The sequence below is a fragment of the Micromonospora sp. NPDC005710 genome (genome assembly GCF_040630995.1).
Classification (GTDB): domain Bacteria; phylum Actinomycetota; class Actinomycetes; order Mycobacteriales; family Micromonosporaceae; genus Micromonospora.
This window is the reverse complement of the sequence record NZ_JBEXYP010000039.1, coordinates 1-20,336: the sequence shown is the minus strand read 5'-3', so window position 1 is coordinate 20,336 and position 20,336 is coordinate 1. Positions and strand designations below refer to the sequence as shown.

The window sequence follows — 20,336 nt, the reverse complement described above, 5'->3', positions numbered from 1 at the left end:
CACCGGCTCACTCCTCGCGCTCACTGGGCCACCCCCGCCACTGCGAAGAACGCGCGGGCGCGAGCGGCGGCCAGGTCGGCGTCCGGCAGCAACCCGGCCGCGTCGGCCAGGGTGAGCAGGGTCGCCAGGTGCGCCGGAGAGCGGCCGGACTGCGCGCCACCGACCATCGTGAAGTGGTCCTGGTGCCCGGCCAGCCAGGCCAGGAACACGATCCCCGTCTTGTAGTGCCAGGTCGGCGCCGCGAACAGGTGCCGGGCCAGCGGCACCGTGGGCGCGAAGATCCTCTCGTACGCCGTCAGGTCGCCCCGGTCGAGGGCGGCCAGCGCGGCGGCGGCGGCCGGGGCGATGGCCGCGAACACCCCGAGCAGCGCGTCGGAGTGCCCCACGTCGTCACCCCGGATCAGCTCCGGGTAGTGGAAGTCGTCACCCGTGTAGAGACGTACCTCGGCCGGCAGGCGGCGGCGCAACGCGATCTCCCGGTCGGCGTCCAGCAGTGACACCTTGATTCCGTCAACTGTGGACTCGTGGGCCCTGATCAGCTCGATCACCGTGTCGGCGGCCAGGTTCAGGTCGACAGCACCCCAGTAGCCGGTCAACGCCGGGTCGAACATCGGCCCGAGCCAGTGCAGCACCACCGGTTCGTCGGTGGCACTCAGCAGGTCGTCGTACACCCGCAGGTAGTCCTCCGGGCCACGCGCCGCGGCGGCCAGGTGCCGGCTGCACATCAGCACCGGTCGGGCCCCGGCGGCGCGGACGTCGTCGAGCTGCTCGGCGTACGCGGCGGTGACCGCGGCCAGTGTGGCCGGGCCGGCCGGCAGCTGGTCGGTGCCGACCCCGGCGACGATCCGCCCGCCCACCGCACGGGCCTCGGCGGCGCTCCGCCGGATCAGTTCCCGGGTGGCCGGATAGTCCAGCCCCATCCCCCGCTGGGCGGTGTCCATCGCCTCGGCGACCCCCAGCCCGTACGACCAGAGGTGCCGCCGGAAGGCGAGGGTGGTGTCCCAGTCCACGGCCGCCGGGGCACCGGGCACGTTCTCCCCGCTCGGGTCGGCGACGACGTGCGCGGCGGCGTACGCGATCCGGGTGGTCGCCGGCGCGTCCGGTGGGTCGAAGCCGCTCCCCCCGGCCAGTCGGTGTCGTCGCCCGCCCGGAAGCACCACCTCGGCTGCGGTCATGACCGCAGCTCCGGCACCTCGACGCGACAGCCCTCGCGGGCCGAGCGCAGCCCCAGCTCGGCGAGCTGCACGCCGCGTGCACCGGCCAGGAAGTCCCACCGGAACGGCTCGCCGGCCACCACGTGCCGCAGGTACGCCTCCCACTGCACCTTGAAGCCGTTGTCGAAGTCCTCGTTGTCGGGCACCTCGGCCCACTGGGCGCGGAAGTCCTCGGTGGCGGGCAGGTCCGGGTTCCACACCGGCTTCGGGGTGACCGCCCGGTGCTGCACCCGGCAGTTGCGCAGGCCGGCGATCGCGCTGCCCTCGGTGCCGTCGACCTGGAACTCCACCAGTTCGTCGCGGTACACCCGCACGGCCCAGGACGAGTTGATCTGCGCGATCAGCCCGCCGTCGAGTTCGAAGGTGGCGTACGCGGCGTCGTCGGCGGTGGCCGCGTAGGCGTGACCGGCCTCGTCGACCCGTTCGGGCAGGTGGGTGGCGGTCACGCAGGAGACGGCAGTGACCCGGCCGAACAGCTCCTCCAGCACGTAGTGCCAGTGCGGGAACATGTCGACGACGATGCCGCCGCCGTCCTCGGCGCGGTAGTTCCACGACGGCCGCTGAGCGGGCTGCCAGTCGCCCTCGAAGACCCAGTACCCGAACTCGCCGCGCACCGAGAGGATCCGGCCGAAGAAGCCGCCGTCGATGAGGCGCTTGAGCTTGCGCAGACCGGGCAGGAACAGCTTGTCCTGCACGACACCGGTCCGTACGCCGGCCGCGTCCGCCGCCCGGGCCAGGTCCAGCGCGGCGGCGGTGTCCTCGGCCAGCGGCTTCTCCGTGTAGATGTGCTTGCCGGCCTCGATGGCCTGCCGGATCGCCTTCTCCCGCTGCTGGGTGACCTGCGCGTCGAAGTAGATTTCGACGTCGTCGCGGGCCAGCGCCGAGGTCAGGTCGGTGGTCCAGTCGGTCAGACCGTGCCGCTCGGCGAGTTCCCGGAGCTTGGTCTCGTTGCGCCCGACCAGGACCGGTTCCGGCCAGATGGTGGTGCCGTCGGCCAACGCCACACCACCGGATTCGCGGATGGCCAGCAGCGACCGGACGAGGTGCTGCCGGTAGCCCATCCGTCCGGTCACGCCGTTGACGATGATGCCGATCGACCTGCGGGTCATGGTGTTCCTTCCGTCGTGCTGGTCGTGCCGATCCGCGCTCAGTGGTTGGCGGCCGCGCTGCCGAGCAACCCGCGCAGGTCGGTGGCGAGCCGGTCGAAGCGGGGATCCGACATCACCTGCGCGTAGTCGCGGTGCGCCGGCAGCTCGACCGGGAAGGTGCGGATGATCCGGCCGGGCCGGGGACTCATCACCACGACCCGGGTGCCGAGGAATACCGCCTCGGCGATGGAGTGGGTGACAAGCACCACTGTGGTGCCGGTCTCCCGCCAGATCCGGTGCAGTTCGGCGTTCATCTGCTCGCGGGTCAGCGCGTCCAGGGCACCGAACGGTTCGTCCATGAGCAGCACCGGCGGGGAGTGCAGCAGCGCGCGGCAGAGCGACACCCGCTGCTGCATGCCACCGGACAGTTCGTGTGGCAACGCCTTCTCGAAGCCGGTCAGGCCGGTCATCTCGATCAGCTCGTCGGCACGGTGGGCCGCCTGCGCCCGGTCCATGCCGCGCATCTCGGCCTGGAGCAGGATGTTGGCCCGGGCGCCGCGCCACTCCAGCAACGCGGCCTTCTGGAAGACGAAGCCGATCTCCTTCTGCGGGCCGCGCACCGGGCGATCCAGAAGCGACACCTCACCGCTCGTCGGCCTGACCAACCCTGCGACGATCTTCAGGAGGGTGGACTTTCCACAGCCGGACGGGCCGACGATCGAGACGAACTCGCCCGGCTCGATGTCGAGTGACACGTCGTCCAGCGCGGTCGTCTGCGACCGTCGGGTGGTGAACCGGACGGTCAGCCCGGACATCCCGATGGCGGTGCCGGTGGCTGCCGGCGCGGAGGTCACCGGGTCACCCCTGCGCCGCGTACGAGGAGTCCCAGTACGCGCTGGGTTCGCCCGCGTCCTTCAGCTCGGCGTAGCGGGACATCAGGCCGATGGTCTCGCTCCACTGGGCCTCGGTGTTCACCCCGGGCGGGCCTTCCGCGCCGATCAGCGGCAGGTTGAGCGTGAGCTGCTTGGTGAGCACCTCGGGTGCCGGCTCGTTCTCGGCCAGGGCCGCCATCGCGCTCACCGCGCCGGCCGGGTCGCGGGCGGCGTCGGCCCAGGACTTCTGGGTGGCCCGGACGAACTTGCGGGCCAACTCCGGGTCCTTCTGCAGGGTCTGGGTGTTGGCGATCAGACCGGTGCCGAGCAGGTTCATCCCGTAGTCGGCGAAGAGCAGCACGTCGACCTTCTTGCCGGTCTTGCTCTCGATGGTGGGCGCCTGGTCGTGGAAGAAGCCCATGATGGCGTCGACCTTGCCCTCGGCCAGGGCGGCGATCTTGCCGGCGGCGTCGACGTTCACCACCTTGACGTCGTCCTTCTTGAGGCCGTTCTTCTCCAGCCAGGCCGGGAAGGTGGCGTAGAGGGCGTCACCGGGGGTGCCGCCGACGGTCTTGCCCTTCAGGTCGGCCGGGGTCTTGATGTTCTCCTCGGTGAAGAACTCCACCGACGACGGGCCCTTCTCCAGGTACGCGCCGAGGCTGCGCACCGGCATCCCGCTGGCCACCGACTTGAGCAGCACCGGGCTGTCCGCCCAGCCGAAGTCGGTCTGTTTCTGGGCGACCTGCTTGACGGTGTTGCCGGAGCCGTTGCCGGGCAGGATCTTCAGGTCGATGCCCTCGGCCGAGTAGTAGCCCTTCTGCAGCCCGTAGTAGAAGGGCGCGTGCTCGCCGTAGGGCACCCAGTTGAGGGTGAGGGTGACCTGCTTGCTGCCGTCGGCGTTGGTGGTGCCGGCGGGGTCGTCCCCACCGCAACCGGTGGTGGCGAGGAGCAGGGCGGCGGTGGCCAGGATGGTGGTGGCGGTGCGTTTCATCGGTGCCTCCGTGATGGGGTCGGTCAGGAGGTGGTGAGGGACACGCCGGCCCGGCGGCTGGCGTGCCACGGGATGAGCAGTGCCTCGGCGATCTCGACGAGGACGAACAGGACGATGCCGATGGCGGACATCAGGATCAGGTCGGCGAACAGCAGTGGGGCGTCGAGGTTGCCGTTGGCCAGCAACAGGACGTAGCCGAGCCCTTCGCTGGCGCCGACGAACTCACCGACCACGGCGCCGACCACGGCGAGGGTGACGGCCACCTTCAGACCGGCCATGAGGTGCGGCAACGCGTTCGGGAAGCGGATCTTGCGGAAGGTGCGCCACGGCCCGGCGCCCATCGTGGCGGCGAGGTCGAGCAGTTCCGGGTCGGTGGAGCGCAGCCCGGCGACCCCGGAGATGACCACCGGGAAGAACGCGATGAGGACCGCCAGGATGATCTTCGGGGTGAGGCCGAGACCGAACCAGACCACGAGCAGCGGCGCGATGGCGATCTTGGGAATGACCTGTGCGAACAGGACGATCGGATAGAGCGCCTTGTCCAGGGTGCGGGAGTAGGCGATGGCGACCGCGGTGACCAGACCCAGGGCGGCGGCCAGCACGAAGCCGAGCACCGTCTCGTAGAGGGTGACGAGTGTGTGCCGGGCCAGCTCGGACCACTGGGTGGTCATCGTCTCCCAGACCTGACCGGGGGTGGGCACCAGGTAGTTCGGGACGTACTCCCGGGCCGCCACGAACCACCAGGCGGCGAAGAAGACCGCGAGCACCAGTGCCGGGCGCCAGAGCGAGTCGGCGAAGGTCACCGCCCGCCGACCGAGCGTCGAGCGCGGGGCACGGCCACTCCCGGCCTGGCGCTCCTCCACAATGGACGCACTGTCGATGGGCTCCGGCGCACCGGGCGCGGAACCAGCGTTCCGCTCATCGCCCTCCGCCTCGACGGCGGCCTGTCGGCCCGCCGTGTCCAGAGAGTTCTCGGTCACGCGGAACCTCCTCGAGGCCCGGCACGGTGCCCGTGGGCCGGGCCGGTTGGCAGATCAGGCAAACGCTTTCCTGGAGCGTAGGCGGCCCCTCCGCACCGGGCAAGGGCTTTCCTCGATCTATTCGTGGATCGATTTCCGCGTATCTCGTCGCTCGGTCCACGATCGACTCGGCTTCCTGAAAAGCGGGCTGTCGACGGCCTTCGGAGCCCCCGGTTTGCGGGAGACGGAGTCGATCAACGGAACTCCTACCCCGCCGTCACCCGGCCGCCGGGTAGGTGTCGAGCAGGCCGCACATGCCCAACCGGCCGTGCTCGACCGGCTCGGCAACCTCGTACACCCCGGCGTCGCCCAGGTGCCCCGGCTCCCCCCGTTCCAGGGCGTCGAGCTGCGTGGCGGTGTCGGCGGCGGCGCGGCCCGCGCCGGCCTCCCACCGCTGCCGCCAGCGCGCCAGCAACGGCTGGCGCAGCGCGATCGCCGCGGCGTGGAACGCGGCCAGCGCCTCCGGCCCACCGGAGCGCAGCGACTGGAAGCCGGTCACCGCCAGATCCCGTCGGCGGTACGCGGCGTGCACGTCCGCCCCCGGCGCTCCCCCACCGGGCAACGCCGCCGCCGCGGCGTACGCGGCCGGGTCGGCCAGCACCTCGGGTGGGAAGGTCAGCACCGCGTCGCCGGCCTCGGGCAGCCCGCTGTTCTGCATGAGCACCACGATGCTCAGCCCGCCCCCGTTGATCAGGCGGTGCACGGTGCCCGGGTCGAACCAGACCACCACCCCGGGGCGCAACGGTGTCTCCCGGAAGCCGACGGGGGTCAATGTCTGCACCGCGCCCGCGCCGTCGGTCACCACGTACCCCTCGGTGCAGCAGAGGTGCACGTGCGGGGTGCCGCCGACCAGGCCGTCCGAGGCCACCGTGTCGTAGACGCGCAGCCGGGACACCCCGATCCCACCGGGCAGCGGCGACAGCCGATCAGGCATCGAAGTACTCGTCGGTGTCGTCAGCGGCCGGCAGGGACACCAGCAGCACGGTGAGATCGCCGATGGCCCGGTGCCGGCAGCCCGGCTTGATCAGGAACGCGGACATCGGCCGGGCCGGATGACGGACGCCGTCCAGCTCGATCTCACCCTCACCGGCGAGCACGACGTAGTACTCGGTGGCGACCCGGTGGTGGTGGGTCACCGCATCCTGCACGTTAAGCAGATGCACGCTGGCCTGGCCCTCGCTCTCGGCGATGAACCCCCGGCGGGTTGTCCCACACGAGCAGCGTCGAGCGGGAAGATCGTCGAGCTGAAGTACCGCGAAGCGTTCGGACAATGGCCGGGCCTCCCTGCGGGAAAGGGCTTTCTCTGCGGTACGGTGACGCTAGCCGGCACGACGAAACGCCGTCAACAGATCGAGGGGGCGGGCCATGGCGACCCTGTCCGATGTGGCCCGCCGGGCGGGCGTCTCACCCGCCACCGCCTCCCGCGTCATCAACGGCAGCAGCAAGCCGGTCACCGACGAGCTACGCGAACGGGTGCTCGCCGCCGTCGCCGAGTTGCAGTACGTTCCCAACGCGCACGCCCAGCTGCTGGCCCGCTCACACCGCAGCGCCGTTGGCGTGATCGTGCACGACGTCTCCGACCCGTACTTCGCGGAGATCACCCGAGGGCTGCAACGGGTCGCCACCGACCAGGGCCGGCTGCTGATGATCTGCAACAGCTACCGGGACCCGGACCGCGAGTTGGAGTACGTCGAACTGCTGCGCGGCCACCAGGTGGCGGCGCTGATCCTGGCCGGCTCTGGCTACCACGACGAGGCGTTCACCAGGCAGCTCAACGAGAAGCTCACCGCGTACGAGGCCACCGGCGGGCGGGTGGCGGTGATCGGCCGGCACGAGCACTCCGGCGACGCCGTGATGCCGGACAACCGCACCGGTGGTTACCTCGCCGGGCGGGAGCTGTGCGGTCTGGGGCACCGGGCGATAGGTGTGGTCGCCGGTCCGCGCATCCTGACCACCACTACCGATCGGCTGGCCGGCCTCCGGCAGGCCCTCACCGAGCAGGGCCGTGAGCTGCCCGAACGGCGCATCCGGTACGCGGAGTTCGACCGTGACGGTGGTGCCGAGGCCACCGCCCGGCTGCTCGACGCCGACCCGGAGCTGACCGCGATCGTGGCCCTCAACGACTCGATGGCCATCGGTGCGCTCGCCACCCTGCGCGCGCGAGGGCTGGCGGTGCCCCAGCAGGTCTCGGTGCTGGGCTTCGACGACATGCCGATCGCCCGGGACGTGACCCCGGCGTTGACGACAGTGCGACTGCCTCTTGTCGACATGGGAGTGCGGGCGATGTCCCTCGTGCTCGGCGTCGGGGCTCCGACGCCCCGGGTCGAGGTGCTTCCGGCCGAACTGGTCCGCCGCGACACCGCCGGTCCCGTCCCACCACCCACCCGCGCCACGGCGGGTTCCGCGCCACGGGCCCGGCGAGGTGACACCACGTCGTGACCGGCGTCAGCCCGACCCAACGGACGCTCAGGCGCGCCGACGTGGCATACCTGATCGGCGCGTCGTTCGGGCCACACGCCCGCGTGCGGGACGCGGGTCCGCTGACCGGCGGCGGGTACGCGACGGTCTGGTGGGCGCTGCTGGACGACGGCAGTCGGGTGGTGCTGAAGTTGGCCCCGCCGGCCGGAACGCCGCTGCTGCGCTACGAACGCGGGCTCTGCGCCGCCGAGGGGCGCTACTTCCGACTCGTCGCGGAGCGGGCGCCGCAGGTGCCCGTCCCCCCGGTCCTCCGGCAGGGCGCCGACCCGGCGTACGGCGAGTGGTTGGTCACCGCGATGCTGCCCGGCCGGTCGCTGTCCGACCTGGCCACCGCCGGTGTCCCTGTGGACGACGGCCCGGCGCGGTACGACCTCGGGGTGGCCCTCGCCGCGTTGCACCGGGTCACCGGTGGACGGTTCGGGTACGACGGCGACCGGGCTGCCGGGCCGACCTGGCCCGCGGCGTTCACGGCGATGCTCGACGCGCTCCTGGCCGACGCGGCTGACTGGGACGTCCGACTACCGCTGACCCCGGACCGCCTGCGCGCACTCGTGGTGCGGCACGCCGATGTCCTCGGCGAGGTACGCCGCCCGGCGTTGCTGCACTTCGACTGCTGGGACGGCAACGTGCTGGCCGCGCCCGACCGGGACGGCCGGTTGCGCCTGCGCGGCCTGGTGGACGGCGAGCGGTTCCTCTACGGCGATCCGCTGCTGGACCTGGTGTCGCCGCTGCTCTTCCGGCGGGCCGAGGACGAGCCGGAACACCCCCTGCTGCGCGGCTACCAGGCCACCGCGGCCGAACCGCTGGTGCTGGACGCGTCGGCACGCCGCCGGCTCGGCCTCTACCGGTTGCACCTCTACCTGCTGATGACTGTGGAGATGCCCAGCCGAGGGATGACCGCGCGCAGCCACCCCGCGCGTCACGCCCGGCTGGCGGCCCTGCTCGACGAGGAACTCGCCGCGCTCACCTCGGGCTGACGGCCCGGCGCGGGTGGCGTCCGAGGCGTTGTCGAACGCCACCCGCAACGGCTCAGGGCAGGTCGATCGGGCGCAGCACCCGGTCCACGGCGTGCGCGATCTGCCGGTTGCCCCTGTTGACGTCGTACGAGACGACCCGCGCGTCACGGTCGTCGGTGTCCGCGTCGACCAGTCGCACCTGCCGGAAGACGTGCAGGTAGGTGCGCACGTCGACCTCGACGGTCGAACCGAGCGCGGTGGTCAGGTCCGTGCCGTCGGCCCGGACCGCCGTCCGGCGGTCGATCGTGGCGCCCGGGACCACGTGGTAGAGCAGCACCGACTCGACGGTGTCGATGCCCAACCCGGCCACTGCCGTAAATGCGGCGCTCTCACTCGGCAGTTTCCGGGCCTGCGTGATCTCGCGTACCAACTGCTGGAAGGCGGCGTCGGTGGGGATGAACGCGGTAAGCGCCACGGTGCCGTCGGTGAGCACCTTGACCGGGGAGTTCGGCTTGGCCTCCAGCACGGCCAGCACGGCCGCCGTGAGCACGTCGAAGTCCCGGGAGTTGCGGTCGAAGCCGCTGCTGTCCCGGGTGAGCACCTGGGCGAGCGACGTCGTGCCGAGCGGCTTGGGCTTGCTGGTGGCCTGGGCGGCCGGAACCGCGACTGCGGTGGTGGCCAGTGCGGTGGCCACGGCACCCACCGCCATCCGGGCGGCGAGTCGTGCGATCTTCATCAGCGAACCTTTCGTCGAAGCGACCGGATCCGTGACGTCTCGTCACGATCCATGCTTCGCACCAGGTAGGCCGCGCGGATGCACAAGCCGATAACCGATTGTCCGGGCTCCGGCCAGGGCCTAACCTCCCCGGGTGCTGATTCGGGAGTTCGTCGACGGGGACTGGTCGCAGGTGTGGCCGATCATCGAGGAGGTGATCAGGGCACAGGAGACGTTCCCCTACGACCCGGCGATGACCGCCGAGCAGTCGTACGGCATGTGGGTGGAGATTGCGCCGGGGCGGACCGTCGTCGCGGTCGACGGCGAACGGGTGTTGGGCACCGCGAAGATGGGCACCAACCGGCCCGGGCTGGGCCCGCCAGCAGGGGTACGCCGGTATGCAGTTCAACGCGGTGGTGCAGAGCAACGGGTCGGCGGGCGCGTTCCGTCACCCCACCCTCGGCCGCACCGGCCTGCACGTCATGTACCAGGAGTTCTGACCGCGCACACTCCGCTCGCTCGGGAGGCCATGGTGGTGGTCGGCTCCTTTGGAGCTGATGTCACAAACGAATCGGCCGTCGGCCGGGCCGCCCGGATCTCCCCGCCACCCGAAGCGTCCCTGCCGTCTGAATCGTCTACGACATCAGCTCCATAGCGTCTCAACCAGAGACGGTGCCGCCGGCCGGGGCCGGGCGCAGCCCGGGCTGGCCGGCGGTTGGCGCGGCGCCGGCACGGCGGATCGGGGTGAAGAGGCCACCGACCGCCACCAGCAGGCACCCCGCGCCCGACGCCAGCGTGACCGCCGGCGCGCCGTAGCGGCCGGCGGCCCAGGTCAGCACGACAGCACCCGCCGGACCGAGGGCGTAGTGCGTGCTCCAGAACGCCGACGTGACCCGGCCCAGCAGGTGATCGGGGGTGATCTCCTGACGCACTGACATCGAACAGATCCCACCGATGCTGAGGCAGCACAGGTACACGGCGGTCACCGCGGTGACCGCGGGAACGCTCGTGGCGATGCCGATTCCCGCCACGGCGAGGCCGCAGATCGCGTGCGCGCCGATCCAGGTGGCGCCGAAGCCGCGTCGGCGGCGCAGCGGGGCCACCAGCAGGGCACCGGCGACAGTGCCCAGCGCGGCCAGGCCGAGCACCGTGCCGACGGTGCCCTCGGAGCCGCCGAGGTCGTGCGTGACGTGGTAGATCAGCACGTCGACGAGGCCGTAGGTGAGGAAGATGAAGACCGACAACAGGACGGTCAGCGCGCGCAGCACGGGCTGTCGCCACAGGAACCGCGCCCCGGCCAGGAATTCGGCCAGCGGGCGTTGCCGGGCCACCGACTCGTCCACGTGGACGGGGCGCAGTCGGATCAGCCACAGTCCGGCCGCCGAGAGCGCGAAGCTCGCCGCGTTGACGGCGATGGCGGTAGCCGGGCCGAAGCGGGCCGCCACCACACCGGCGAGCAGCGGCCCGAGGACGGCCGCTGCCGCGTACGTCGCCTGCAACCGGCCGTTGGCCTCGGTGATCCGGTCGGAGTCGACGAGGTTGCGGACCGCGGTCACCGCGGCGACCTGGAACACCATGCCGGCCGCCTCGCAGATCGGCAGCACGACGAAGAGCAGCCAGACCTGCGGGCCGGCGAGCCAGGCCAGCGGCACCACCGCGTAGAGCACCAGCCGGGCCAGATCGGCCACGATCATCAGGGTGCGGCGGTCGTACCTGTCGACGAGCACCCCACCGAAGATCCCGGCGACGACGGCCGCCGCGCCCGCGACGGCGGTGAGCAGGCCCATCTTCGCCACCGACCCGGTCGCCTGGAGCACCAGCAGCGGCACCGCCAGGTAGGCGAACGAGTCACCCGCCGCCGAGAGCGACTGCGCGACCCAGTACGTGCCGAAGGTCCGGTCCTTCCAGAGCGGAACCCGACCGACGGCGGCAAACCGGCTCATCGGGCCAAGGGTAGTGAACGCGGCGGTCCGACGCCGGCCGTGGTGACGCCCGGAAACGGCCGCGGGATTCCCCGTGGCCGTTTCCGGAGTACGCGGAAACCCTCAGCCCTTGCGCAGCGGCGCGAGCGCGGTGCTCCAGGCGACCACCTGGTCGAGCGTGGCGGTCAACGAGTCCTGGTGGAACTGGTTGGGCTTGAAGACGCTGAAGTTCTCGAAGTCGGTGAAGAGCGACAGCGCGACCTGCGAGCGCACGTCGGCCATCTGCAGCTCACCGGAGATCAGACGCAGGTGCTCGACGGCGCGCGTCCCACCGACCGAGCCGTAGCTGACGAAGCCGACAGCCTTGTTGTTCCACTCGCCGTAGAGGAAGTCGATGGCGTTCTTCAGGGCACCCGAGGTCGAGTGGTTGTACTCGGGAGTGACCATGACGAACCCGTCGAACGACGCGATCGTCTCGGCCCACCGCTTGGTGTGCGGCTGGGTGTACTGGCCCATCGAGGGCGGGTACGCCTCGTCGAGGTGCGGCAGCTGGTAGTCGAGCAGGTCGATCAGCTCGTACTCCGCGTCGGTGCGCTGCTTGGCGATGTCGAGCACCCAGCGGGCGACGGCCTCGCCGTTACGCCCCGGGCGGGTGCTTCCGAGGATGATCCCGATCCTGGTCATGTGTGGCGCCTTTCAGAGGTCCTTGCCTGACGACCGGAACGCTAACCTCTGCTTGATTGGTCAAGCAAATATCTCGCCTATGGGTGTGATCACACGGAGGGTAAGCGTTTGCTGAGTCAAGCAAGTAGGATGGGCGGATGGCCAACCCCTCCACGGCGACTCCGCAACCCCTCTCCCCCGACGAGGAATCGCTGGTCCGCGCGCTGGGTCAGGTGATGCACGTCCTGCCCCGGGCAATCGACGCGGACATGGTCGGTGACCGTCAGCTACCGCTCACCGAGTACACGGCGCTGATGAACCTTTCCGAGACTCCGGGCCGGCGGCTGCGCATGAACGAGCTTGCCGGTCTCTGCCATCTCTCCCTGAGCGGCATGACCCGCACGATCATCCGGCTGGAGACGCAGGGCCTGGTCCGGCGGGAACGGTGCGAGGAGGACGCGCGCGGCTGGAACGCCGTCCTCACCGACGCGGGCTTCGCCCGCCTGGAGGAGTCCTGGCCCAGCCACCTGGCCGCCGTACGCCGCCGCTTCCTCCAGCACTTCGAGGGCGTCGACCTCGCCCGACTGGCCCGCGCGTTCCAACGGGCCGGAACGGCAGAGCCGACCGACTGAGCCGGGCGCCGGCCCGGTCACCGGGCCGGGGCGTGGGCGGCGAGCGGGTTGGTGAGGGTGCCGACGAACTGGAGAGCTGCCGACGGGTCGGCCAGGTCGATCATCTGCTGGTTGTTGCGCAACTGCAGCCGGTTGAGGCAGGACAGCGTGAACTCCGGGGCGAACAGGTCGTAGTGGCGGACCCTCTCGGCCAGGTGCGGCACGCGGTCGAAGTAGTCGGCGGCGCAGGCCGCGACCGTACGCCAGAAGTCGTCCTCGCCGAGCACACCGGCCTCGACGAGCACCGCGTTGAGGTGCCGCAGGAAGCAGTCCACCACGTCGGTGAAGATGCTCAGCAGCTTCGTGTCGTCGGGCACCTCGACGCGGACCCGCTCCACCTCCGCCGGCAGCTCGACCGAGTCGCTCATCACCGCGATCTCCTCGGCGATGTCCTTGAAGATCACCCGCTGGACCGTGTCCTGCTCGTCGAGGACCAGGATGACGTTCTCACCGTGCGGCATGAAGGCCAGGTCGTGAGCGTAGAAGCTGTGCAGCAACGGGGTGAGGTAGGCGTCCAGGTAGCGGCGCAGCCACACCTCGGGTGCCAGGCCGGACCGGGCGATGAGCGTCGCCGCCAGTGAGCCGCCCTCGTCGTCGACGTGCAGCAGCGCGGCCATGGTGGACAGTCGCTGCCCCGGCGCCAGGTCGGGCACCGGGCTCTCCCGCCACAGGGCGGCCAACATCTTGCGGTACGGGGAGGTGCGGTCCGTCGCCGCCTCGTACTGGCGGTGCCGGTAACCCACCGCGGCCCGCTCCCTGATGACGGTCAGGCCGGTGCCGGTCAGCACCTCGTCGGAGGCGATCAGGTCGGCCAGCCAGTCGTTGATCGCCGGGGTGGCCGCCATGTACGCCGCCGACAACCCGCGCATGAAGCCCATGTTCAGCACCGACAGCGCGGTCTTGACGTAGTGCCGCCCCGGCTCGCTGACGTTGAAGAAGGTGCGGATGGACTGCTGCGCGAGGTACACGTCCGGCCCGGGCCCGAGGTGCACCAGCCGCCGCTCGGCCAGCTCCCCGGCGAAGGTGACAGCCAGCTTGTTCCACCACTGCCACGGGTGCGCCGGGATCAGGTGGTAGTCGGTCAGGTCCAGCCCGAGTTCGGCCATCGTCGCCGCGAACCGGGCCCGGGTCCCGGCGTCCAACTCGCCCTCGATGAGCGTGTCGTAGTCGAGGTCGGCGGCGCTGCTGAACGTCGAGTGGTCCCGGTGCGCGGCCAACCACTCCAGCCGCACCGGCGCGGCGGCCTCCGGGGCGTACCTGTGGTACTCGTCGACGCCAAAGCCGAGCCGGCCGTTGTTCGCCACGAAGCAGGGGTGGCCCTCGGTCATCGAGGTCTCGATGGTCTGGAAGTCCGCCTCGGCCAGCTCGGCGGCGCTCGGTGCGGCCTGGGCCAGCTTGTACGCGGTACCCGCGAGCGTCGAGGTGATCTCCTCCAGGTAGACCGGGAGCACCCGCGCGGGAAGCCCGAGGGTGTCGCGCAGTTCGACGATGAAGTCCACCGCGTCAGGGGCCAGGGACGCGCCGTCGCGGTGTCGGGTGATGCTGTCCGCGTCGATCTGCCAGTGCGCCAGGGCGAACAGCCGCGCCGCGAACCGGTAGCTGACCGCGCCGTCGTCGCTGCGGACCTCGTACCACTGCCTGTCGTCGGGGCCGGTGACGGCCTCCGGGCTGAGCAGCCGCTCGTGAGTGAACTCGGCGAGCGCCTTGCGGACCAGCAGCCGGTTGGCCCGGGCCCAACGCTGCGGGGTGAGGTGCCCGACCGGGTCGCCCGGGGCGCTGTGCGCGGTGGCGACCGGCGGGTGGGTGGGGACGGCGGTGGTGGTCACGCCGGGGCTCCTTCGGTTCGGGTGTCGGCGGCGGCGTGGTCGGCAGCGGCCTGGAACTGGGCTCGGGTGCAGACGCTGAGCAGCGCGTCCTTCTCGGGCTTCGCGATCGGGCCCACGACGGTGAAGCCGACGGCGGCGTTCAGCGCGTGCACCGCGGTGTTGCGCACGTCCGGTTCGACCACCACCCGCCGGGTCGTCGGGTCGTCGAACAGCCACGCCATCACGGAGCCGATCACCGCGCGGGTGAAGCCGTGCACGGGCGCGTCGACGGGCGCGCAGAGGAAGTGCATGCCCACGTCACCGGGCTGGTGGTCGTACCGGCCGACCAGCTCGACGTGGGCCGGGTCGTAGCGCTCCGCCAGGAAGGCGGGACTCCCCCGCCACAGTCCGAGGTAGGCGTCGTGGTGCGGGTGCGCGGCGATCCGCTGGTACTCCTCGGTGACCTGGGCCGGGTCGGCGTCCTGCATCATCCAGAACGCCGCCTTCGGGTGGGTCACCCAGGTGTGCAGCAGCGCCGCGTCGGCGTCCGGGTCGAGCGGCCGCAGCGTGAACTCGCCGAGCCCGTCGTCGAAGTGGGTGAAGACGGTGGTCACGACGACACCCCGAACTCCTGGAAGGTGATGCTCTTCTCGATCGGATAGTGCTCCCGACCGAGCAGCTCGCTGATGATCCAGGAGTTGCGGTAGGCGCCCATGCCCAGGTCCGGTGAGGTGATGCTGTGCGTGTGGGTGCCGGCGTTCTGCAGGAAGATGCCCCGCCCGCTGTGATCGATGCTGTAGTTGCGGGCCACGTCGAAGCGGCCGTGCGCGTCCCAGCGGATCCGGTCCCGTACCGGTGCCAGGAACTCGGGCACCCGGTAGTGGTAGCCGGTGGCCAGGACGAGGCCCTCGGTACGCACTGCGAAGTCGCGTTCCTGCTCCACCTGACGCAACCCCAGCGTGTACTGCCCGTCGTGGTGGTCGGCACTGACCAACTCGGTGTTGGTGATCAGCCGGGTGTTCACCGGCCCGTCGACGCTCTGCGCGTAGAGCAGGTCGAAGATGTCGTTGATCAGGTCGGCGTTGATCCCCTTGAACAGGCCCTTCTGCTCGGACTCCAGCCGGTAGCGGGTCGCCTCGGGCAGCGCGTGGAAGTAGTCCACGTAATCCGGGGAGGTCAACTCCAGCGTGAGCTTCGTGTATTCGAGCGGGAAGAACCGCGGCGACCGGGTCACCCAGTTGAGCTGGTAGCCGTACCTGTCGATGTCGCCGAGCAGGTCGTGGTAGATCTCGGCGGCGCTCTGCCCGCTGCCCACCACTGTGATGCTGCGCTTGGTGCGCAGCGCCGTCCGGTGCTCCAGGTAGCGGGAGTTGTGCACGGCGTCGCCGGGCAGTCCGGCCACTGCCGGGGGCAGGTGTGGTGGGGTGCCGGTGCCGAGCACCAGGTGTCGGGCCCGGTACTCCACCGTCTCGCCCGTGCCGGTGCTGGCCGCCACCACGTACCGTTCGTCGGCGCTGTCGTACTCGACTGTGGTCACGGTCTGGCCGAAGCGCAGGTTCGGCAGTTTCGCCGCCGCCCACCGGCAGTACGCGTCGTACTCGCTGCGCAGCGGGTAGAAGCTCTCCCGGATGTAGAACGGGTAGAGACGGCCGATCTCCTTGAGGTAGTTGAGGAAGGAGTACGGCGACGTCGGGTCGGCGAGGCTGACCAGGTCGGCGATGAACGGGGTCTGCAACCGGGCCGACTCCAGCAGCATGCCGGGGTGCCAGGCGAGGCTCGGTCGGGCCTCCAGGAACACCCCGTCGAGGTCCTCGATGGGCGCGGTGAGGCAGGCCAGGCCCAGGTTGTACGGGCCCAACCCGATGGCGATGAAGTCGTGGGTGGACATCGGGGTCTCCAGACGCGGGTTCGCGGTCACCGGCGTCAGCCGACGGGGCAGGTCAGGTCGGCGTCAACGTGGTCGTGTACGTACCGGCCGGCGTGGGTGGCGATCAGGTCGAGCACGTACCCGACGTCGTCGACAGTGGTGGCCGGGTTGAGCAGGGTGAACTTCAGGAAGTGCCGGCCGTCCACGCGGGTTCCGGCGACCACTGCGAGACCGGACGCCGCGAGGGCTTCCCGGGCGTGCAGGTTCGCGGCGTCGGCCAGCTCCCGGCCGGGGCCGGTGGGCAGGTAGCGGAACACCACGGTGCTCAACTCGGAGCGCGTCACCACCTCGAAACGCGGGTCCTCACTGACCAGTTGCCAGGCGTCGGCGGCCCGTTCGATGACCTCGTCGAAAAGCCCGCCGAGCGCGTCCGGGCCCATCACCCGCAGGGTGAGCCAGAGCTTCAGAGCGTCGAAGCGGCGGGTGGTCTGCAGGCTCTTGTCGACCTGGTTGGGGATGCGCTGCTCCACCATCCGGGCCGGGTTGAGGTAGTCGGCGTGGTAGGTGACGTGCCGCAGCGTCAGCCGGTCGCGGACCAGCAGCGCACTGGAACTGACCGGCTGGAAGAACGACTTGTGGAAGTCGACGGTGACCGAGTCGGCCTGCTCGATGCCGTCGAGCAGGTGCCGGCGCGTCGGCGAGACGAGCAGACCGCAGCCGTACGCGGCGTCCACGTGCAGCCAGACGCCGGCTGCCGCGCAGATCCCGGCCAGGTCGGCGAGCGGGTCGATCGAGCCGAAGTCGGTGGTGCCGGCGGTGGCGACGACTGCCATCACCACCAGCCCGGCCTGCCGGCACCGGGCGATCTCCTCGCGCACGGCGGCCGGCCGGATCCGTCGCCGGGCGTCGGTGGGCACCGCGATCACCGCGTCCGGGGCGAGGCCGAGCAGTTTGGCGGACTTCTGCACGCTGAAGTGCCCGGCGACGGAGGTGAGCACCCGCAGCCGGGGCAGCAGGTCGGCGCGTGCCGCCGGACCGATGGCGTCGGCGCACGCCTCTTCCCGGGCCAACAGCAGCGCCTGGAGGTTGGACTGGCTGCCACCACTGGTGAAGACGCCGTCGGCGCGGGGGCCGAGGCCGATCCGCTCGGCGGTCCAGTCGATCAGCCGCCGCTCGATGAGGGTGGCTCCGGCGCTCTGGTCCCAGGTGTCGAGGGAGGAGTTCACCGCGCTGAGCACGGCCTCACCGAGCAGCGCCGGGATGGCCACCGGGCAGTTGAGGTGGGCGAGGTATCGGGGGTGGTGGAACCAGACGGCGTCGCGTAGGTAGACGTTCTCCAGCTCGTCCAGGGCGGCGCTGGCGTCGCCCAGCGGACGGTCCAGGTCCACCCGGTCGATCAGGGGGGCCAACTCGGCCGGGGTGATCCCGGTTCCGGGACGGTCCACGGTGGCCACCCGACGGGCCACCCGGTCGACGCCGTCGGCGATCGTGCGCCGATACTGCTCGACGGAGCCGTCGTGCAGCAGGTGTGCCCGCGCGGTGGCCGGCGCCGGTGGTGGCGCGGTGGTCTCGACGGGGTACGTCGGCACGGTCACGGGCGGTGTCCTTCCAGGTTTTCGACGAGGGGCAGCCAGAAACCGCCCCCGGGGCGGTCGTGCCTCGGGGGCAGTGCTGCCGTTCGGCTGACCTTCTTCGCGTTGCTGAGTTAGGTTAGCCTAACCTCGGTCATTGTCAACATCGGTTCGCCGTGCCACACCACCCCGGAGCCCACACTGGACGCCACACCCGCCGTCACCAGACCAGCACTTTCAGTGCCGACCTGGGACACGGTCACCCGCCCGGATCGCCCCGGCCGTCAGTCAGCCCGCACCGACCTGCTCCCCGCCACCGCCGCCGGGAGACTGACATGAACGCCCGGCGGTTCCGCGACCCGTGGGGGGTGCCGCACCTGCGGGCCACCGACCCGCTGGCGCTGGCGGAGGCGCAGGGCCGGGTGACCGCGTACGACAGGGCCTGGCAGATCGAGGTCGAACGGCACCGTGCCCGGGGCACCAGTGCGGCGTTCCTCGGCCCCGACGCGCTCGACTGGGACCGGTTCGTCAGGCAGGTACGGCTCGACGACACCGCGCGCCGCTGCCACACCTCGCTGGACCCGGCGACCGCCAAGTGGGTGGGTGCCTACGTGGACGGCGTCAACGCCGGCCTCGCCGGCGGGGCGGCCCGGTCACCGGAGTTCGCCGCCACCGGCCTGCGCCCCGGTCGGTGGGAGCCGTGGACCCCGCTGGCGGTCTGGCTGGGCCATCACATCCTGTTCGCCGGCTTCCCGGGCAAGCTCTGGCGCGAGCACGTGGCGCAGCGCCTCGGGCCGGACGCGGTCGACAGCTTCGCCACCGACGGCCCGGCCGTGGCCGGCAGCAACGGGTGGCTGCTCGCCGCCGAGCGCACCGGCACCGGGGCCGCGCTGCTCGCCGGCGACCCGCACCGCTTCATCGAGGATCCCGGCGTCTACCAGCAGATCCGGCTGGCCTGCCCGGAGTACGACGTGGTGGGGCTGGCGGTGCCGGGCGTGCCGGGCATCGCGCACTTCGGGCACACCGGTGCGGTGGCCTGGGCGATCACCAACGCGATGGCCGACTACCAGGACGTGTACGCGGAGCGGCTGCGCCGCGACGGCCCCCGGGTGCAGGCGCTCGGCCCGGACGGCTGGCGGCAGGTGCACCGCCACGTCGAGACGATCGAGGTGGCCGGGGCCGACCCGGTCGAGGTCGAGGTGGTGGAGACCGAGCGTGGTCCGGTGATCGCCGGCGGGCCGGACGACGAGACGGCCGTCAGCCTGCGCTACCCGCCCCGGGTTCGAGGCGACCTCGGTTTCGCGACGCTGCCCGAGCTGCTGCGGGCCCGCACCGTCGCCGACGTGGACCACGCGCTGCGGCACTGGGTGGAGCCGGTGAACGTGGTGCAGGCGGCGGACACCGCCGGGGGCCTGCTGCACCGGGTCGCCGGGGCGGTGCCGGTACGGCACCCGGGAAACGGTCGGCGGGTGGTCCCCGGGTGGGACGCCGCGTACGCCTGGCAGGGTTGGCACGCACCGATGCCCCGCGCCGAGGTGGTCGGCCGGTCGGTGATGGCCAACGAGCGCGGGCTGGCGGCACCGCTCGGGGTGGAGTTCGCCCCACCGCACCGGGCGCACCGCATCGCCGACCTTCTCGACGCCCGGTCGGCCTGGACGGCGGACGAGCTGGCCACCGTGCACACCGACACGTACCTGGGCGCGGCCGGGCCGCTGCTGACCGTGCTGGAAGGCCTGACCGGGTTGGGTCCGACCGCCGCCGCGCTGCGGGAACGACTGCTGCGCTGGGATCGCCGGATGGCCGCCGACAGCACCGACGCGGCGGCCTACGCCATCCTGCGGGCGGCTGTCGTACGCCGGATCGCCGCCCACCCGGCGCTGGCCGCGCTGGCCGAGCCGCCCGCGTACCCCGAGGTGTTCGCGCCCTGGCTGGCACTGACGCCGCGCGTCGGTTACGCGCTGGAGCACCTGCTCGGTGCGACCCCACTGCCGGGTGTGGACATCGCCGCGCTGGTCCGCGCCGCCGCGGAGGAGGTCGCCGACGCGACGGTCGAGCCGCCGTCGTGGGGTGACCTGCACCGGCTGGCGCCGTGGCGGGCCCTGCCCGGCCCGGACACCGGGCCCGGCCCCCGGCTCGACGGTGACCACGACTGCGTGTTGGCCACCTCCAGTGTCCCCGGGGTGACCCACTGGTGCTTCCGCGGGCCGGCGGCGCGCTTCGTCTGGGACCTGGCCCGCCGCTCGGACAGCCGTTGGGTGGTTCCGCAGGGTGCGTGCGGGGTGCCCGGCGACCCGCACCACGACGACCAGAGCACCGCCTGGCTGGCCGGGGACCTCCTGCCGGTCGTCACCGACTGGGACCAGCTCGCCGAGGAACGGCACTGACGGCACCGGCCGCCGCCGGGGTGCGGGTCCCGGATCGTGCTGGCCGAGATCACCAGGCAGGACACCCGCGCCGAGCGGACCCGCGCCGAACTGGCCGAGCAGACCCAGGTCGGCGAGGCG

General features: G+C 71.5%; 18 protein-coding genes and 1 pseudogene. 5 read left to right on the top strand and 14 right to left on the bottom strand.

All coding sequences use genetic code 11. The features are described 5' to 3' along the window. Positions 1-20: 20 nt before the first annotated feature. From ABZ406_RS30095 to ABZ406_RS30065, 7 genes are all read right to left on the bottom strand, one after another. Positions 21-1,175 (bottom strand): dihydrodipicolinate synthase family protein, encoded by a 1,155-nt coding sequence (locus tag ABZ406_RS30095; RefSeq protein WP_357768809.1) that lies wholly within the window; start codon positions 1,173-1,175, stop codon positions 21-23. After that, positions 1,172-2,323, bottom strand: a complete 1,152-nt coding sequence (locus tag ABZ406_RS30090) for a Gfo/Idh/MocA family oxidoreductase (RefSeq protein WP_357768807.1) — start codon at positions 2,321-2,323, stop codon at positions 1,172-1,174. The genes ABZ406_RS30095 and ABZ406_RS30090 overlap by 4 nt, the downstream gene beginning before the upstream one ends. 38 nt (positions 2,324-2,361) lie before the next feature. Next, a complete protein-coding gene (locus tag ABZ406_RS30085; protein ID WP_357768823.1) occupies positions 2,362-3,117 on the bottom strand; it encodes an ABC transporter ATP-binding protein in 756 nt (251 codons plus the stop codon). 43 nt (positions 3,118-3,160) lie between these two features. Continuing rightward, positions 3,161-4,165, bottom strand: coding sequence for an ABC transporter substrate-binding protein (locus ABZ406_RS30080; protein WP_357768805.1), 1,005 nt, complete (start codon positions 4,163-4,165; stop codon positions 3,161-3,163). A 23-nt stretch (positions 4,166-4,188) separates the two neighbouring features. Next, positions 4,189-5,145 (bottom strand): ABC transporter permease, encoded by a 957-nt coding sequence (locus ABZ406_RS30075; protein WP_357768802.1) that lies wholly within the window; start codon positions 5,143-5,145, stop codon positions 4,189-4,191. Positions 5,146-5,401: 256 nt separating this feature from the next. Then, the gene (locus tag ABZ406_RS30070; RefSeq protein ID WP_357768800.1) at positions 5,402-6,118 is read right to left on the bottom strand and encodes a cupin; all 717 of its coding nucleotides are present in this window, start codon (positions 6,116-6,118) and stop codon (positions 5,402-5,404) included. After that, the gene (locus tag ABZ406_RS30065) at positions 6,111-6,347 is read right to left on the bottom strand and encodes a cupin domain-containing protein (protein WP_357768798.1); all 237 of its coding nucleotides are present in this window, start codon (positions 6,345-6,347) and stop codon (positions 6,111-6,113) included. The genes ABZ406_RS30070 and ABZ406_RS30065 overlap by 8 nt, the downstream gene beginning before the upstream one ends. A gap of 202 nt (positions 6,348-6,549) precedes the next feature. Here ABZ406_RS30065 and ABZ406_RS30060 point away from each other — a divergent pair, with 202 nt between their 5' ends. Beyond that, on the top strand, positions 6,550-7,623 hold the full coding sequence (locus ABZ406_RS30060) for a LacI family DNA-binding transcriptional regulator (RefSeq protein ID WP_357768796.1): 1,074 nt from the start codon (positions 6,550-6,552) through the stop codon (positions 7,621-7,623). Further along, complete coding sequence (locus ABZ406_RS30055) at positions 7,620-8,639, top strand: aminoglycoside phosphotransferase family protein (RefSeq protein WP_357768794.1); 1,020 nt, start codon at positions 7,620-7,622, stop codon at positions 8,637-8,639. The genes ABZ406_RS30060 and ABZ406_RS30055 overlap by 4 nt, the downstream gene beginning before the upstream one ends. Before the next feature lie 52 nt (positions 8,640-8,691). Here the strand turns inward: ABZ406_RS30055 and ABZ406_RS30050 are convergent, their stop codons facing one another. After that, positions 8,692-9,354, bottom strand: a complete 663-nt coding sequence (locus tag ABZ406_RS30050; RefSeq protein ID WP_357768792.1) for a fasciclin domain-containing protein — start codon at positions 9,352-9,354, stop codon at positions 8,692-8,694. Between the two features lie 133 nt (positions 9,355-9,487). Here ABZ406_RS30050 and ABZ406_RS30045 point away from each other — a divergent pair. Then, positions 9,488-9,833, top strand: a pseudogene (locus ABZ406_RS30045) (GNAT family N-acetyltransferase). 159 nt (positions 9,834-9,992) lie between these two features. On the opposite strand, the gene ABZ406_RS30040 reads toward ABZ406_RS30045, so the two are convergent. Then, the gene (locus ABZ406_RS30040; RefSeq protein WP_357768790.1) at positions 9,993-11,276 is read right to left on the bottom strand and encodes an MFS transporter; all 1,284 of its coding nucleotides are present in this window, start codon (positions 11,274-11,276) and stop codon (positions 9,993-9,995) included. 102 nt (positions 11,277-11,378) lie between these two features. Then, positions 11,379-11,939 (bottom strand): NAD(P)H-dependent oxidoreductase, encoded by a 561-nt coding sequence (locus ABZ406_RS30035; RefSeq protein WP_357768788.1) that lies wholly within the window; start codon positions 11,937-11,939, stop codon positions 11,379-11,381. 137 nt (positions 11,940-12,076) lie between these two features. On the opposite strand from ABZ406_RS30035, the gene ABZ406_RS30030 reads away from it, so the two are divergent. After that, on the top strand, positions 12,077-12,550 hold the full coding sequence (locus tag ABZ406_RS30030; RefSeq protein ID WP_357768786.1) for a MarR family winged helix-turn-helix transcriptional regulator: 474 nt from the start codon (positions 12,077-12,079) through the stop codon (positions 12,548-12,550). Between the two features lie 17 nt (positions 12,551-12,567). On the opposite strand, the gene ABZ406_RS30025 is transcribed toward ABZ406_RS30030, so the two are convergent. The 4 genes from ABZ406_RS30025 to ABZ406_RS30010 are packed head-to-tail and all read right to left on the bottom strand — an operon-like array spanning position 12,568 to position 17,856. Continuing rightward, entirely contained in the window at positions 12,568-14,415 is a 1,848-nt protein-coding gene (locus tag ABZ406_RS30025; protein WP_357768784.1) for an IucA/IucC family siderophore biosynthesis protein, read from the bottom strand. Next, positions 14,412-15,008: a GNAT family N-acetyltransferase gene (locus tag ABZ406_RS30020; protein ID WP_357768783.1), complete on the bottom strand. Its 597-nt coding sequence runs from the start codon at positions 15,006-15,008 to the stop codon at positions 14,412-14,414. Before ABZ406_RS30020 ends, ABZ406_RS30025 begins: the two co-directional genes overlap by 4 nt. Beyond that, positions 15,005-16,282: a lysine N(6)-hydroxylase/L-ornithine N(5)-oxygenase family protein gene (locus ABZ406_RS30015; RefSeq protein WP_357768821.1), complete on the bottom strand. Its 1,278-nt coding sequence runs from the start codon at positions 16,280-16,282 to the stop codon at positions 15,005-15,007. The genes ABZ406_RS30020 and ABZ406_RS30015 overlap by 4 nt, the downstream gene beginning before the upstream one ends. Positions 16,283-16,317: 35 nt before the next feature. After that, positions 16,318-17,856: an aspartate aminotransferase family protein gene (locus ABZ406_RS30010; protein WP_357768781.1), complete on the bottom strand. Its 1,539-nt coding sequence runs from the start codon at positions 17,854-17,856 to the stop codon at positions 16,318-16,320. A 311-nt stretch (positions 17,857-18,167) separates the two neighbouring features. Here ABZ406_RS30010 and ABZ406_RS30005 point away from each other — a divergent pair, with 311 nt between their 5' ends. Then, entirely contained in the window at positions 18,168-20,216 is a 2,049-nt protein-coding gene (locus tag ABZ406_RS30005) for a penicillin acylase family protein (protein ID WP_357768779.1), read from the top strand. Positions 20,217-20,336: the final 120 nt, after the last annotated feature.